Genomic DNA, 14,466 nt, shown 5'->3' on the forward strand with positions numbered 1-14,466 from the left:
ACACCCAGGCGACGAACCTGCAGCGTCAGGGTCAGCTCGCGCTGTGGCCGCCGAGCCGGGGACAGGAGGCGGCGCAGGTCGGCTCCGCTCGAGCGGCACGGGCTCAGGACACGATCTTCCCGTCGTACCGCGAGCACGCCGTGACCAGGATCCGCGGCGTCGACCCGCTCGACATCATCAAGCTCATGCGCGGCGTCTCGCACGGCGGCTGGGATCCGACGGATCCGAAGAACGGCAACACTCGCCTGTACACCCTCGTGCTCGGATCGCAGACTCTGCACGCGGCGGGCTACGCCATGGGCCTGTCCTTCGACGGACGCACGGGCACCGGCCACCCCGACCGCGATGAAGCGGTCATCGTCTACTACGGCGACGGGGCGTCGAGCCAGGGCGACGTGCACGAGGCCATGGTCTTCGCCGCGAGCTACCAGGCGCCGACCGTCTTCTTCCTGCAGAACAACCACTGGGCGATCTCGGTGCCCGTCACGACGCAGTCGCGCGTGCCGCTGGTGCAGCGGAGCGCCGGGTACGGCATCCCGAGCGTCCGCGTGGACGGCAACGACGTGCTCGCGAGCTACGCCGTCTCGCGCGTCGCGCTCGACGAGGCGCGCGGCGGTCAGGGGCCGCGGGCGATCGAGGCGGTCACCTACCGGCTGGGCGCGCACACCACGAGCGACGACCCGACGAAGTACCGGCACACCGACGAAGAGGACATCTGGGCGCTCCGTGATCCGATCGTGCGGATGCGCACGTTCCTCGAGGGGCGCGGCGCCGCGGCATCCTTCTTCGACGACGTGGATGCCGAGGGGGCGGACGCCGCAGAGGACCTGCGCGCGCGCACCGTCGAGCTCGGCCCGCCGCCGGTGAGCCGCATGTTCGACCACGTCTACAGCGATCCGCATCCGCTGATCGAGGAGCAGAAGGCCTGGCAGGCGAAGTACGAGGCGTCGTTCGAGGGAGGCGCACTGTGACTCTCGAGACGATGCCGCTGAGCAAGGCGATGAACGCCGGCCTGCGCAAGGCCATGGAGAACGACCCCAAGGTGATCCTCATGGGAGAGGACATCGGAAAGCTCGGCGGTGTCTTCCGCGTGACCGAGCACCTGCAGCGCGATTTCGGCGACAAGCGGGTGCTCGACACCCCGCTCGCCGAGTCGGGCATCGTCGGCACCGCGATCGGGCTCGCGATGACCGGGTTCCGTCCTGTGATCGAGATCCAGTTCGACGGGTTCGTGTTCCCCGCGTTCGACCAGATCACGACGCAGCTCGCGAAGCTCACCAACCGGCACGAGGGCAGGCTCTCGCTGCCGATCGTGATCCGCATCCCCTACGGCGGGCACATCGGTGCGGTCGAGCACCACCAGGAGAGCCCCGAGGCGTACTTCACGCACACCCCGGGTCTGCGGGTCGTCTCGCCGTCGACCCCGAACGACGCGTACTGGATGATCCAGGAGGCGATCGCGTCGAACGACCCGGTGATCTTCATGGAGCCGAAGAGCCGCTACTGGCCGAAGGGCGAGGTCGAGCTCGACGCGTCCGCCGCCCCGCTGCACGCCTCGCGGGTCGTACGCACCGGCACCGACGTCACGCTCGTCGGGCACGGCGCCATGGTCACGACCCTGCTGCAGGCCGCTGCGCTCGCCGAAGCAGAAGGGACCAGCTGTGAGGTCGTCGACGTGCGCTCGCTCTCGCCGGTCGACTACGCGCCGATCCTCGACTCCGTGCGGAAGACCGGACACATGGTCTACGCGCAGGAGGCGCAGGGATTCACGAGCCTCGGCAGCGAGATCGCGGCGACCGTCATGGAGCGCGCGTTCTACGCGCTTGAGGCGCCGGTGCTGCGCGTCTCGGGCTACGACACCCCGTTCCCGCCCGCGAAGCTCGAGGGCGTGTACCTTCCGGATGCGGACCGCATCCTCGAAGCCGTCGATCGCTCCCTGGCCTACTGACACTGTTTCGAAAGGCATCCTCATGAGCACGCAGAACTTCAACCTCCCCGATGTCGGTGAAGGCCTGACCGAGGCCGAGGTCGTGGCCTGGAAGGTCGCGCCCGGCGACACCGTCGCGATCAACGACGTGATCTGCGAGATCGAGACCGCGAAGTCGCTCGTCGAGCTGCCCTCGCCGCACGCCGGCGTGGTGGATGAGCTGCTCGTCGCCGAGGGCACGACGGTCGAGGTCGGCACGCCGATCATCAGCTTCGTCACCGCTGCGGCGGCGGCTCCCGCCGTGGCCGTGGCTCCCGCGCCGGAGGAGGGCGGCGGCTCCGTGCTCGTCGGCTACGGCACCGGCGGAGGGGCGACCTCGCGCCGCAAGCGTCCGGCCGAGCGTGCTGTGCGCTCGTCGGTCGGTGTGATCGCGAAGCCGCCGATCCGCAAGCTCGCCCGCGACCTCGGGGTCGACCTCACCGCGGTCGCGGCGACCGGCGCCGACGGCGAGGTCACGCGTGACGACGTCGTCAAGCATGCGTCTCAGACGAGCGTCTTCCGCAACATCGAGACCCCCGAGTGGGGTGAGGTGCGCGAGGAGACGGTTCCCGCGCCGCAGAGCGCCCCGGTCGGATTGGCTCGCGGGCTCGCTCCCGCGACCGGCGGCACGAGCGAAGACGGACGCACCGAGTCGATCCCGGTCAAGGGCGTGCGCAAGGCGACCTCGTCGGCGATGGTGCAGAGCGCGTACTCCGCGCCGCACGTGACGGTGTGGAAGGAGATCGACGCGAGCCGCACCATGGAGCTCGTGAAGCGCCTCAAGGCCTCGCCCGACTACGCCGACATCCGGGTCTCACCGCTGCTGATCATGGCGCGCGCCGTGATCTGGGCGGCCCGTCGCACCCCGATGGTGAACGCCGCCTGGATCGAGACGGATGCCGGAGCCGAGATCTCCGTGCGCCACTACGTGAACCTCGGCATCGCCGCGGCGACCCCGCGCGGCCTGCTCGTGCCGAACATCAAGGACGCGCAGGACCTCGGCATGAAGGATCTCGCCCGGGCGCTCAACCGCCTCACGGTCACGGCCCGCGAGGGCAAGACCTCGCCCGCCGACCAGCAGGGCGGCACCATCACGATCACCAACATCGGCGTGTTCGGAATGGATGCCGGCACCCCGATCATCAACCCCGGCGAGGCCGGGATCGTCGCCATGGGCACGATCAGTCAGAAGCCGTGGGTCGTCGACGGCGAGGTGCGTCCCCGCTGGGTGACCACGGTCGCCGGGTCCTTCGACCACCGCGTGATCGACGGCGACGGCATGAGCCGGTTCATCGCCGACGTGGCGTCTGTGTTGGAGGAGCCGGCGCTGCTGGTCGACTGACTGCGGCGCCGCGCGGCCGCGCTCCGGGAACGAAGGAGATCTCGCGTTCCGACGGGCGTGATAGCGCGGATGCTCCTTCGGGGCGAGTGATCTCCTTCATTCCGTGCGAGCGGATGCCGCGCACCGCAGCATTCGAACGGATGCTGTGACTACGCGCGCATGCGCAGACGCTGCTCCGCGAGCCGAGGCACGGCCTGCTCCCGCGCGGCACGTCGGACGGTCGCGACGGCGCCGACCGACACGACCTCGGCGCCGAGCTCCGGGGCAAGGAGCGCTGTCCAGATGAACTGATGCGCAACTCTCACCGAGATGCCCGGTACCGAGACGCTACGCTCGGCGCATGGTGGACATGCAGCGTCTCGAACTCGAGAAGAAGCGATACAAGCGAGAGTCTGTCAGCCTGGCCGTTGCAGTTTTGGCGCTAGCAGTCAGTATTGCTGCCACAGGCGTCGCCGTGTGGCCTGTGCTTCATGAGTCGGGCGAACGTGCCGACACGACCGTCGACTACCTCAGTGCATTGTCCAGAGCGGGGGTGAACGATGCGCTCGGCGCGATGGCCTACGCCGAATCCGGCTCACCCGCCGCGGAGTTCGCCACGACCGTCTCTCGATGGCGGCAGGCGCAACGGCAGGATTCGTCGCAGGGGGACATTAAAGATGGGACGGTGGCTCGTGGGGATGACGGGGCCTTCTCGCTGTGCTTGCCAGAGCTCTCCGTTCCGCTGTTCCCCGAGGAATGCGTGACCATCGACAACGTCGACTACTCCACCCAAGGGGAAGTTCTGAATTTCACGATCGACGGGGTTCCGACCGGTTCACTGGTGCGTTCCGTCACGGACGCAGACCTCGCCGATGGTGGGGTGGGCCCTATGCGGGTGTACCCGGTTACCGGGGTCGTATCCCCGGACGGGTCACGCGTCACACTCGTCTACGACCTTCAACGCAGACGAGAGGCTGACCGGCGTTATCCCGTGACATTTTCGAGTGTCATTATTCAAGATGATCGAGAAGAGGAACTCGAGATCAGCGCCCAGTATTTCCCGTCGGAAGTCGGCTATTGGGAGAAATCCTCGGCGGTAATCCAGGTACCGCGGGAGACGGCATTTTTCTTTATCTGTTGGGATGGGGTTCTGGACCAGCGGGGTGAGTGCGACTGGACCTATGGCACCGGAATGCGGTGACGTAAGTCGCCGCAATCCCCGGGGTTCTCAAGGTTTCTGCACCGCACCATATAAGCGTTGATCACGTGGGGCGATTCCTGCCCACCTGTAGTCGTCGGGGGCATCACTGACACGGGGCGCCGGTCTGCCGCGCACCCGTCAGCGGAGCGAGTACCCGCCGTCGACGTAGAGCGTCGAGCCGGTCGTGTAGCCGTTGACGAACAGGTGGATGACGGCATCCGCCACCTCCCCCTCGGTCCCGGGGCGGCCGAGCAGGGCATCCGCACTGAACTGCGTGAAGGCGGCCGCGCGGGCCGCCTCATCGCGGCTCGCCCAGAGGTTCCCGTCGATCGTTCCGGGCGACACGGCGTTGACGCGCACCGGTGCGAGCTCTACGGCCAGGCCCCGCGCCAGCCCTTCGATCGCGGCGTTCGCCGCGACGTATGCCGGAGCAGCGGCAGGAGGTCGCACGCTCGCCGCGCCCGACATCAGCACGATCGAGGCATCCGCGGAAAGACGGTCGAGAGCGGCGCGCACGACCCGGTACTGTCCCCAGAACTTCGACTCGAAGGGGGATGCGGCGGCTTCGTGATCGAGCAGCCGCATCGACCCGACGACGTAGTCGGCCGCGGTGGTGAAGATCCCGTCGACCGTCGGGATGTCGGCGAAGAAGCGGCTGACCGACTCTTCGTCGGAGGTGTCGATCGTGTTCCCGCGCGCTCGCGGCCCGAGTGCGGCGACGGCCGCTTCGAGCCTGCTCGCCGTGCGGCCGCCCAGCACGACCGCAGCGCCGAGCGCGATGGATCGTCGCGCGACCTCGAGTCCGATTCCGGACCCGCCCCCGATGAGCACGATCGTCCGATCGCGGAGGCGGGCGTCGATCGAAGCAGTGGTGTGCGCTGACATGCTCCCATTCTGCGACGCCGTGGCCGAGAGCCCGATATGCGGTGTGCACACCTCCCGCAAGAATCAGTGCACTGTGCACGTTCCCGTGTGCTGACCGCGCGGATACGTTGGCCGGAACCCGTCCACATGACTCTGGAGAACACCATGGCCACCACGGCACACGCCGACGATTTCGCCCTCAGTCGCGTCCGTCCGGAAGCGCAGAAGCCCTGGTTCGGGATCGCGGTTCAGCGATTCGGTCAGGTCTCCGCCCTCTCGCAGTTCCTGCTGGGCGCCACGCTCGGCTACAGCATGACGTTCGGCGAGGCCTTCCTCGCACTCCTCCTCGGCTCGATCATCCTCGAGGTGATCATGTGCATCGTCGGCATCATCGGTCAGAAGGAAGGCCTCAACACGGCCCTCCTCGCCCGCTGGACCGGCTTCGGAGAGGTCGGCGCCTCGCTCGTCGGGCTCGCCATCGGCATCAGCCTCATCGGATGGTTCGGCATCCAGAGCGCCATCTCCGCCGAGTCGCTCGACGCCCTGCTGCCCGGCGTCATGCCGATCTGGGCCTGGAGCCTGCTCTTCGGACTCGCGGTCACCGCGATCGTGGCCTTCGGCTTCAAGGGCATGCAGTGGCTGGCGAACGTCACCGTGCCGCTCTTCCTCATCCTCGTCGGGTGGTCCATCATCAGCGAGCTCGTCGATCACGATCTGGGCGAGCTCATCACCGGACCCGCGCCCGGCCCCACGATCAGCGTCTTCGCCGGAACCGGCATCGTGGCCGGCGGACTCATCGTCGGTGCGATCATCACCGCCGACATGACGCGCTTCAACCGGTCGCGTGCCGACGTGATCAAGCAGACCGTGGTCGGCGTCTCGCTCGGTGAGTTCGTGATCGGGCTCTCGGGCGTGCTCCTGGCCCATGCCGCGGCCTCGGGCAACATCGTCGCGATCGTCACCTCGTCGGTCGGCCTGGTGGGTCTGATCATCGTGATCACCGGCACGCTCAAGATCAACGACTGGAACCTGTACTCGTCGACGCTCGGCCTCGTCAACTTCATCTCGACCGCGTTCCGCAAGAACCTGCACCGCGTCACCACGACGATCGTGCTCGGCGTCGTCGGCTCGATCCTCGCCGCCGTCGGCATCCTCGGCCAGTTCTCGGGCTTCCTCATCATCCTCGGCGTCGCCTTCCCGCCCATCGCCGGCATCATGGTCGCCGAGTACTTCATCGTGCGTCGCTGGCGCCCCGAGCTCGACGCCAGCAGGGAGACGGGCCGCCTTCCCGAGACGGCGCCGCGCATCGTCCCGGCGACCCTCGTGATCTGGGTGGTGTCGGCCGTCGCCGGCTACGTCATCACCTGGGGCATCCCTCCGGTGCTGTCGCTGATCCTCTCGATGGTCCTGTACGTCATCGCGGGCAAGCTCGGCTGGGTCCGTGGCGTCGGCAGCGCCCGCACGGCGCAGCCCGAACTCGAGACGGATGCCGCCCCTGACGCGGTACCCGGTCTCGGCGCCACCAACTGACCCATCGCCGCAGAAGTAACTGAGCACCAGACGCAGCACAAGCAACAGAAAGAGAACCACCCACATGCACATCGGAATCGATGTCGGCGGAACCAACACCGATGCCGTCCTCATGGACGGCACCCTCACCCTGGCGGCGGTGAAGCACGCGACGACGGAGGACGTGACGACCGGCATCGTGCAGGCGATCGACGCCCTGCGCTCCGGCCACCATTTCGACGGGGAGAACATCTCCGCCGTGATGATCGGCACGACCCACTTCATCAACGCCCTGGTCGAGGCCAAGCGTCTCGCACCGACCGCGGCGCTGCGTCTCGGGCTGCCTGCCACGAAGGCCCTCCCGCCGCTCGTCGACTGGCCCGCCGGGCTCGTCGAGGCGATCCAGGGCCGGAGCTACCTCGCCCATGGCGGCTACGAGTTCGACGGGCGGCCCATCTCGCCGCTCGATCCCGACGAACTCCGCGAGCACGCCGCGGACATGCGCGCCAACGGCATCCGCTCGGTGGCCATCTCCTCGGTCTTCAGCCCGGTCAACCACGATCTCGAGGTCGAGGCGGCGCGGATCATCGCCGAGGAGCTCGGCGATGACGTCGCGATCTCGCTCTCGCACGAGATCGGCCGCATCGGGCTGCTCGAACGGGAGAACGCGACGATCATCAACGCCGCGCTGCGCGAGCTCGCGTCGGAGATCGTCGACGGGCTGACGGCCGCGGTGCGCAAGCAGGGTATCGAAGCACCGATCTTCCTCAGCCAGAACGACGGAACGCTCATGGACGAGGACTACGTGCGCCTGTATCCCGTCGCTACCTTCGCGTCCGGGCCGACGAACTCGATGCGCGGCGCCGCACTGACCAGCGGCCTCGCGACGTGCGCGGTCGTCGACATCGGCGGCACCACGACCGACATCGGACTGCTCATCAATGGCTTCCCCCGCGAGACGGCGAACGAGGTCAAGGTGGCCGGCATCCGCACCAACTTCCGGATGCCGGATGTGCTGTCCATCGGAATCGGCGGCGGATCCATCGTCGACGAGGAGACCGGCGAGGTCGGGCCCGAATCCGTGGGCTACCGGCTCACGACCGAAGCGCTCGTCTTCGGCGGGTCGACGCTCACCGCGACCGACATCGCCGTCGCGGCCGGCCGCGCCGACATCGGCGATGCCTCGAAGGTCGCCCACCTCGATCGCGCGTTCGTCGAACGGGTCCTCGAGCGGATCGGCGAGCGGGTCGCCGAGGCCGTGGACCGCATGCGCACGTCGCCCGAACCGATCCCGGTCGTCGCGGTCGGCGGCGGATCCATCCTCGTCTCGGGAGAGCTCCCGATCTTCGGCGCCGCGCAGCGGCCCGAGAACTACGCGGTCGCGAACGCGATCGGCGCGTCGATCGCCCAGGTCGGCGGTGAGATCGACAAGGTCTATGCGATCGAGCCCGGTCGCCGCGAGGAGGCGATCGCCGCGGTGCGCGCGGAAGCCGTCGACAAGGCCATCGCCGCCGGCGCCTTCCCGGCCTCGGTCGACATCGTCGACTTCGACGAGGTGCCGATCCCGTATCTTCCCGGCAACGCCACCCGCATCCGGGTCAAGGCCGTCGGCGACCTCGACATGGGCGGTGTGCGATGAGCTGGACGATCACCCGCGACCTCATCCCCGGGCTCGCCCGCGGCGCTGCCGTGCTCGGCACCGGCGGCGGCGGCGACCCGTACATCGGAGCACTGCTCGCCTCGCAGGCCCTGCGCCTGCACGGCGACGTCACGGTCGTGTCGCTCGACGAGGTGCCGGATGACGCGCTCGTGCTGACCGTCGCCATGATGGGCGCCCCGACGGTCATGGTCGAGAAGCTCCCGAGCCTCGACGAGGTCACCGCCCCCGTGCGGGCCCTCGGGGCGGCGCTCGGCCGGGCCGTCACGCACATCGCGTGTGCAGAGGTCGGCGGTGTCAACTCGACGATCCCCATCGCCGCCGCCGCCGCACTGGGGCTGCCGCTCATCGACGGCGACGGCATGGGCCGCGCCTTCCCCGAACTGCAGATGGTGCTGCCGACGCTGTACGGCGTGGATGCCTCGCCGCTCGCGTTCAGCGATGAGAAGGGCAACGTGGGCGTGCTGACCACCGTCGACAACAGCTGGACCGAGCGCATCGCGCGGGTCGCCTGCGTGGAGATGGGCTGTTCCGTCATGATCTCCGGCTTCCGGATGTCGGGGGCCCAGGCGCGTGAGGCGCTCGTCGCGGACTCCCTGTCGCTGTGCCGCGCGATCGGCGAGGGCATCGACTCCGCTCGGGAGTCCAAGACGGATCCCGTCGCGGAGGTGGTCGCTCTTCTCGGCGGACGCGAGCTCTTCGACGGAAAGGTCGTCGACGTCGAGCGCGCGACCACCACCGGCTTCGCCCGCGGCAGGGCGAGGATCGAGGGTACGGACGCGGCGCTCGAACTGTCGTTCCAGAACGAGCACCTCATCGCGACCCTCGACGGGCAGACCCTCGTGACGACGCCCGACCTCATCATCGTGCTGGAGCACGACTCGGGGGAGCCGATCACGACGGAAGGGCTGCGCTACGGTCAGCGCGTGCGCGTGATCGCCGCGCCGAGCGACGAGCGCTGGCACGGCGCTGCCGCGCTGGCGATGGTCGGGCCGGGCTACTTCGGGTACGACCTCCCTTCCCATCGCTTCGACGGTCGGGTCGAGACCTTCGCCGGGGAGGATGCCGCGTGAGCTGGCAGCTGACCCGCGCCGATCTGCCCGACCTCGCCCGCGGCGCCACGCTGCTGGGAACCGGCGGTGGCGGAGACCCGTACATCGGCAAGATGCTGGTCGAGCAGGTCCTCGGCGACCGGTCGATCACGATCCTCGACCCCGACGATCTGACCGACGACATGTTCGTGATCCCGACGGCGCAGATGGGAGCGCCGACCGTGATGATCGAGAAGATCCCGGCGGGCTTCGAGGCCACCCTTGCGCTGCGCACGCTCGAGGAGCACCTCGGGCGTGCGGCGGATGCCACGATGCCCATCGAGTGCGGAGGCATCAACTCGATGATCCCGCTCATGGTCGCCGCGGAGACCGGCCTTCCGGTGGTCGACGCCGACGGGATGGGGCGCGCGTTCCCCGAGCTCTCCATGGAGACCTTCGCCGTCTACGGCGTGCACGGATCCCCCCTCGCTCTGGCCGGCGAGCGGGGCGAGCGCGTGATCATCGATACCGGCGACGACGACCGGCAGATGGAATGGCTGGCGCGGGGCATCACCATCCGGCTCGGGGGCGTCGGCCACATCGCGGAGTACGCGATGTCGGGCGCCGACGTGAAGCGCACGGCGGTGCCGCGCACGATCTCGATGGCGCTCGCGCTGGGGCGGACGATCCGGCTGGCGAGAGAGGCTCATCGGTCCCCGTTCGAGGCCATCGCGGAGACGCTCTCCACGACCCTCTATCCGCACGTGCGCGAGCTGTTCGTCGGGAAGGTGACCGACGTGGAGCGCCGCACCACCGAAGGGTTCGCCCGCGGGACGGCCGTGGTCTCGGCATCCGATCCGTCGAGCGACGACCGCCTGGAGATCTCCTTCCAGAACGAGAACCTCATCGCGCGCCGCAACGGCGAGGTGGTCGCCATCGTGCCCGATCTCATCTGCGTGGTCGATCATGAGTCCGCCGAGCCCATCACGACCGAGGGTCTGCGGTACGGGCAGAGAGTGCGCGTGCTCGGCATCTCGACGCCCGAGATGATGCGCACGCCCGAGGCTCTGCAAGCCTTCGGGCCGGGGGCGTTCGGGTTGTCGGAGCCCTTCGTCCCGGTGGAGTCGGCGGGGGAGTCGGCGGTGGAGACAGCGGGCGAGCGGCGAGCCTAGGCTGAGGCCATGCCGGTCACCCTCGATCTCGACAGCCTCCCCGCGCTGGCGACCGGGTTCGCGCTGCTCGGCTCCGGCGGCGGAGGAGGCACGACGATGCTCGAGCTGGTGCTGCGGGATTCCCCGGACTGGCCGATCACCCTGTATGACGTCGACGAGCTCGATCCGGACCTCCCCTGCCTCGGCGCGGGTTTCGTCGGATCGACCATCCTTCTCGGCGAGAGACTGATCGCCGACGATCCCTTCGCTCGACTCATCGCCGCGGCGGAGCGCTGGCTGGGCCATCGGGTTCCGGTCGTCTGCTCACTGGAGGGCGGCGGCCTCAACGGCCTCGCCTCCTTCACGCTGGCCGGAGAGCGGATGATCGTCGACGCCGACCTGACCGGCCGCGCCGTCCCGGCGCTCGACCAGATGTCGCTCCTCGTCGACGGTGTGCCGAACGTCATCGTCACGTGTGACACGGGCGCCGGCGGTGTGGCTCTCGTCGAGACCGACCGCGCGGTCGACGTCGAGCGCATCGTGCGGGCGGCGACGGTGCAGGCGGGCGGCGCCGGGGGCATGGTCTTCGCCGGGTTCACCGTCGGAGACCTCCGCGAGCACGCGATCATCGGCAACGCCGCGCACGCGCTGAAACTGGGGAAGGCCTTCCTCGCCGCCGAGAACGGCCCGCTCGACGAACTGGCGGGCGCCCTCGACGGACGACTGCTCGCCGAAGGGCGCATCACCGCGATCGAGATCGATGAGCGCGACCCGCACGTCACCGTCTTCGGCATCGAGGGGAGTGCCGGCGAGGTGCACAGGCTGGTGGCCCGATCCGAGAGCCTCGCGCTGATGACCGACGGAAGGCTCGAAGCCGCGGCCCCGGATCTGGTCGTGGTGCTCGACGCGATCTCGCGCGACATCCTCGAGGTTCCGCACCTGTCCATGGGACGGTACGTCGCCGTGGCGCACCTGGACGGGCCGGCGTGGTGGTCGCGTTCCGCCGAGCGTCTCCGCCACGTGGTGCCCTCCGCGTACGGACTGGATGAACTGGACGGACCGCGATGACCGACGAGCTTCTGCTGAGTGCGCTGCTCGCACATCCCGAGAACGGCGGCGTGCGGGCGATCGCCGGACCGGAGGACGTCGAGTGGACCGGCGTCGTCGTGGAGTCGGACGAGACGCGGCTCCCGTCCGACGGCGCCGGGCGCCTCGTCGTGCTCACGGAATCGCCTCCCGATCGCTCCTGGCAGCAGGACGCACTCATCCGTCGCACGCGCGACCGCGGCTTCCGCGCCCTCGCCGTGCCCCGTGCGGAGGCGTTCGGCGCCGGCACTCGAGCGCTCGCCGCGCGTCTCGGGTTCACGGTGCTGCACGTCGACCGCCCGATCCAGCTCGCGAAGGCGTGCTGGCAGCTCGTCGAAGCGCGGGACGCCCTCGCGCTGCACTACGTGCGGAAGGTCGCGCAGTCGATCGAGTACCACGCCGACAGCCTCACCGATCTGCTGCGCCATCTCTCCTCGAGCGTGCGGCACGGGGTCGCGCTGCTCGATGCCGAGGGTGTGCTCCTCGAGTCCGGAGGGTCGCTGGCCCCGGACGTGCACGCCTCCATCGACTTCGCCCCCTGGCTCGACATCGTGCGGGTGCCCGGCGGCGCTGCCGCCTCGGTACGTGTGGACAGCCCCAGCCGAGAGGGTCTGCGGCTCGCGTTCTTCGGCGAAGGGCTCGACGAGCGGCAGGTCGCCGCCCTGGCGGTCGCCGCGGAGGTGGCGATGCCCGCCGTGGCCGCCCGGATCCTCATCGACGAGGTGAACGAGGTCAACGACGCGTCGGTGTCGTCGGGAGTCCTCCGCGACTTCGTCGATCTGCGCGGCACCCCGGATCTCGACGTCGAGCGGCGGATGCTGGAGCGCGGATGGCGGACGAGCGGATATCACCTCGGCTTCCGCATCATCGGGCGCACCCGCGTCGACACCCTCCAGCTCCTCCGGTTCGTGATCGGCGAGCTCGGCCGCATCCCCGTCGATTCGCACGCGACCACGGGCGGTCGCGGCGTGACCGGATGGTTGACGTTCACGGATCCTCCGGCTCCGCCCCAGATCGAGCAGTCCGTGGCCTCCCTGCGTGAGCTGCATGTCGCCGCCCGTCGCTCGTTCAACGTCGCGACCGGCGTCGGGTCGGTGGCGAACGGATCGGCGGGACTCACGACGTCGTTGAGCGAGGCGTCCGACGCCTCGAAGATCGCGGTGAACCGTTCGACCACGAGCTGGTTCGTGCGTGTCGACGGCCTCGGGCTCGAACGACTCCTGCTCGCGTGGACCGGCAACGACACGTTCGTCCCGGCGGCGCAGTCGCTCCTCGCGCCGCTGCAGGAGGGGCGCGGCGAACTGTTGACGACCCTGTCGGCGTACCTCGACCACGAGTCGGCTCTCGCCCCGACCGCCGCAGCCCTGGGCCTGCACCGCAACACCGTCGCGAGCCGCGTGCATCGCGCGCAGGAGCTGCTCGGCGTGGACATGAGCGATCCCGAGGTGCGGTTGGCGCTCCACCTGGCGTGCCGGGCCGTGCGCTGACGGCATCCTGCGCGCGGCATCCCGCACACGGCATCCTGCGGCGGATCGTGCGTGAGCGCGCCTGCGTCGCCTAGCCTCGACGTATGACGCACGAAACACGTCTGTCCGGCCTCATCGACGGACACAACGATCTGCCCTGGGCGGCGCGCAACCTGGCCGGATACTCGGTCGAGGGCCTCGACGATCCCGAGCAGCCGTCGCGCTTCCAGACCGATCTGCCCCGCCTGGGCGAGGGCGGCGTGCTCGGCCAGTTCTGGTCGGTCTATGCCGACGACCTGCCCGAGGTCGACGCCGCGCAGTACACGCTCGAGCAGATCGACTTCGTGTACCGCCTCGTGCGCCGGCATCCGGATCGTCTCGCCCTCGCCCGCACGGCGGCGGATGTCGAACGTGCGGCACGCGATGGACGGATCGCGAGTCTTCTCGGCGCCGAGGGCGGGCACAGCATCGCGGGATCGCTGGCGATGCTGCGCACGTTCGCTCGCCTGGGCGTGCGGTACATGACGCTCACCCACAACAACAACACTCCCTGGGCGGATTCGGCCACCGATACCCCGCAGCACGACGGGCTGAGCGCGTTCGGCGAGGACGTGGTGCGCGAGATGAACGCGCTCGGCATGCTCGTCGACCTGTCGCACGTCGCCGAGTCCACGATGCGCCACGCCCTGCGCATCACCGACTCCCCGGTCATCTTCAGCCATTCGTCGTGCCGCGCGGTGACCGAGCATCCGCGCAATGTGCCCGACGCGGTGCTGCGCGAACTGGAGGGCAACGGGGGAGTCCTCATGGTGTCGTTCGTGCCCGTCTTCGTCTCCCAGGACTATGCGGACTGGTGGGATGCCGGGCGCGAGGGTGCCGCTCCGCCGGTCGGGATCGACGACGTGGTGCGGCACTTCCGTCATGCCCGCGATGTCGCGGGCATCGATCATGTGGGCGTCGGCAGCGACTTCGACGGCTTCGACCATTTCCCGGACGGGCTGAGCGACGTCACGGGGTTCGCGCGCCTCCGCGAGGCTCTGCGGAACGACGGCTGGTCGGATGCCGACCTCGACAAGGTGTGGTCGGGCAACATCCTGCGGGTGCTGCGCGCCACCGACGAGCGTTTCGCGGCGCAGGCGCACTCGCAGGAGGAGCGCGTCGGCGGGACAGTCTGATCCGCGCTACGCGCGCATGCGCAGACGCTGCTCCGCGAG

13 protein-coding genes are annotated in these 14,466 nt (G+C 69.3%); 11 read left to right on the forward strand and 2 right to left on the reverse strand.

The genetic code is table 11. The annotated features are described in order from the left end of the window. The 3 genes from DW306_RS19170 to DW306_RS19180 form a co-directional block, all read left to right on the forward strand. Positions 1–971, forward strand: a 971-nt coding sequence (locus DW306_RS19170) for a thiamine pyrophosphate-dependent enzyme (protein WP_136057171.1), incomplete at its 5' end; no start/stop codon positions are given. Between the two features lie 11 nt (positions 972–982). Next, positions 983–1,948: an alpha-ketoacid dehydrogenase subunit beta gene (locus tag DW306_RS19175; protein WP_168429382.1), complete on the forward strand. Its 966-nt coding sequence runs from the start codon at positions 983–985 to the stop codon at positions 1,946–1,948. A 22-nt stretch (positions 1,949–1,970) separates the two neighbouring features. Then, positions 1,971–3,308: a dihydrolipoamide acetyltransferase family protein gene (locus tag DW306_RS19180; RefSeq protein WP_136057173.1), complete on the forward strand. Its 1,338-nt coding sequence runs from the start codon at positions 1,971–1,973 to the stop codon at positions 3,306–3,308. A 149-nt stretch (positions 3,309–3,457) separates the two neighbouring features. Here the strand turns inward: DW306_RS19180 and DW306_RS21400 are convergent, their stop codons facing one another. Beyond that, positions 3,458–3,613, reverse strand: a complete 156-nt coding sequence (locus DW306_RS21400; RefSeq protein WP_168429381.1) for a hypothetical protein — start codon at positions 3,611–3,613, stop codon at positions 3,458–3,460. A 35-nt stretch (positions 3,614–3,648) separates the two neighbouring features. Here DW306_RS21400 and DW306_RS19185 point away from each other — a divergent pair, with 35 nt between their 5' ends. After that, a complete protein-coding gene (locus tag DW306_RS19185) occupies positions 3,649–4,488 on the forward strand; it encodes a hypothetical protein (protein ID WP_136057174.1) in 840 nt (279 codons plus the stop codon). 138 nt (positions 4,489–4,626) lie between these two features. Here DW306_RS19185 and DW306_RS19190 read toward each other — a convergent pair whose 3' ends face one another. After that, a complete protein-coding gene (locus tag DW306_RS19190; RefSeq protein WP_136057175.1) occupies positions 4,627–5,373 on the reverse strand; it encodes an SDR family oxidoreductase in 747 nt (248 codons plus the stop codon). A 144-nt stretch (positions 5,374–5,517) separates the two neighbouring features. Between DW306_RS19190 and DW306_RS19195 the strand changes: the two genes are divergently transcribed. From DW306_RS19195 to DW306_RS19225, 7 genes are all read left to right on the forward strand, one after another. Continuing rightward, positions 5,518–6,882, forward strand: coding sequence for a cytosine permease (locus DW306_RS19195; RefSeq protein ID WP_136057182.1), 1,365 nt, complete (start codon positions 5,518–5,520; stop codon positions 6,880–6,882). Between the two features lie 64 nt (positions 6,883–6,946). Next, positions 6,947–8,500, forward strand: coding sequence for a hydantoinase/oxoprolinase family protein (locus DW306_RS19200; protein WP_136057176.1), 1,554 nt, complete (start codon positions 6,947–6,949; stop codon positions 8,498–8,500). Continuing rightward, entirely contained in the window at positions 8,497–9,591 is a 1,095-nt protein-coding gene (locus DW306_RS19205; protein WP_136057177.1) for a DUF917 domain-containing protein, read from the forward strand. Before DW306_RS19200 ends, DW306_RS19205 begins: the two co-directional genes overlap by 4 nt. Next, a complete protein-coding gene (locus tag DW306_RS19210; protein WP_136057178.1) occupies positions 9,588–10,721 on the forward strand; it encodes a DUF917 domain-containing protein in 1,134 nt (377 codons plus the stop codon). The genes DW306_RS19205 and DW306_RS19210 overlap by 4 nt, the downstream gene beginning before the upstream one ends. Positions 10,722–10,730: 9 nt before the next feature. Beyond that, complete coding sequence (locus tag DW306_RS19215) at positions 10,731–11,768, forward strand: DUF917 domain-containing protein (protein ID WP_136057179.1); 1,038 nt, start codon at positions 10,731–10,733, stop codon at positions 11,766–11,768. Further along, positions 11,765–13,273: a helix-turn-helix domain-containing protein gene (locus DW306_RS19220; protein ID WP_136057180.1), complete on the forward strand. Its 1,509-nt coding sequence runs from the start codon at positions 11,765–11,767 to the stop codon at positions 13,271–13,273. Before DW306_RS19215 ends, DW306_RS19220 begins: the two co-directional genes overlap by 4 nt. Before the next feature lie 83 nt (positions 13,274–13,356). Then, positions 13,357–14,427 (forward strand): dipeptidase, encoded by a 1,071-nt coding sequence (locus DW306_RS19225; protein WP_136057181.1) that lies wholly within the window; start codon positions 13,357–13,359, stop codon positions 14,425–14,427. The last annotated feature ends 39 nt before the right edge of the window (positions 14,428–14,466 follow it).

This window comes from Microbacterium sp. K24 (assembly GCF_004794465.1).
GTDB lineage: Bacteria > Actinomycetota > Actinomycetes > Actinomycetales > Microbacteriaceae > Microbacterium.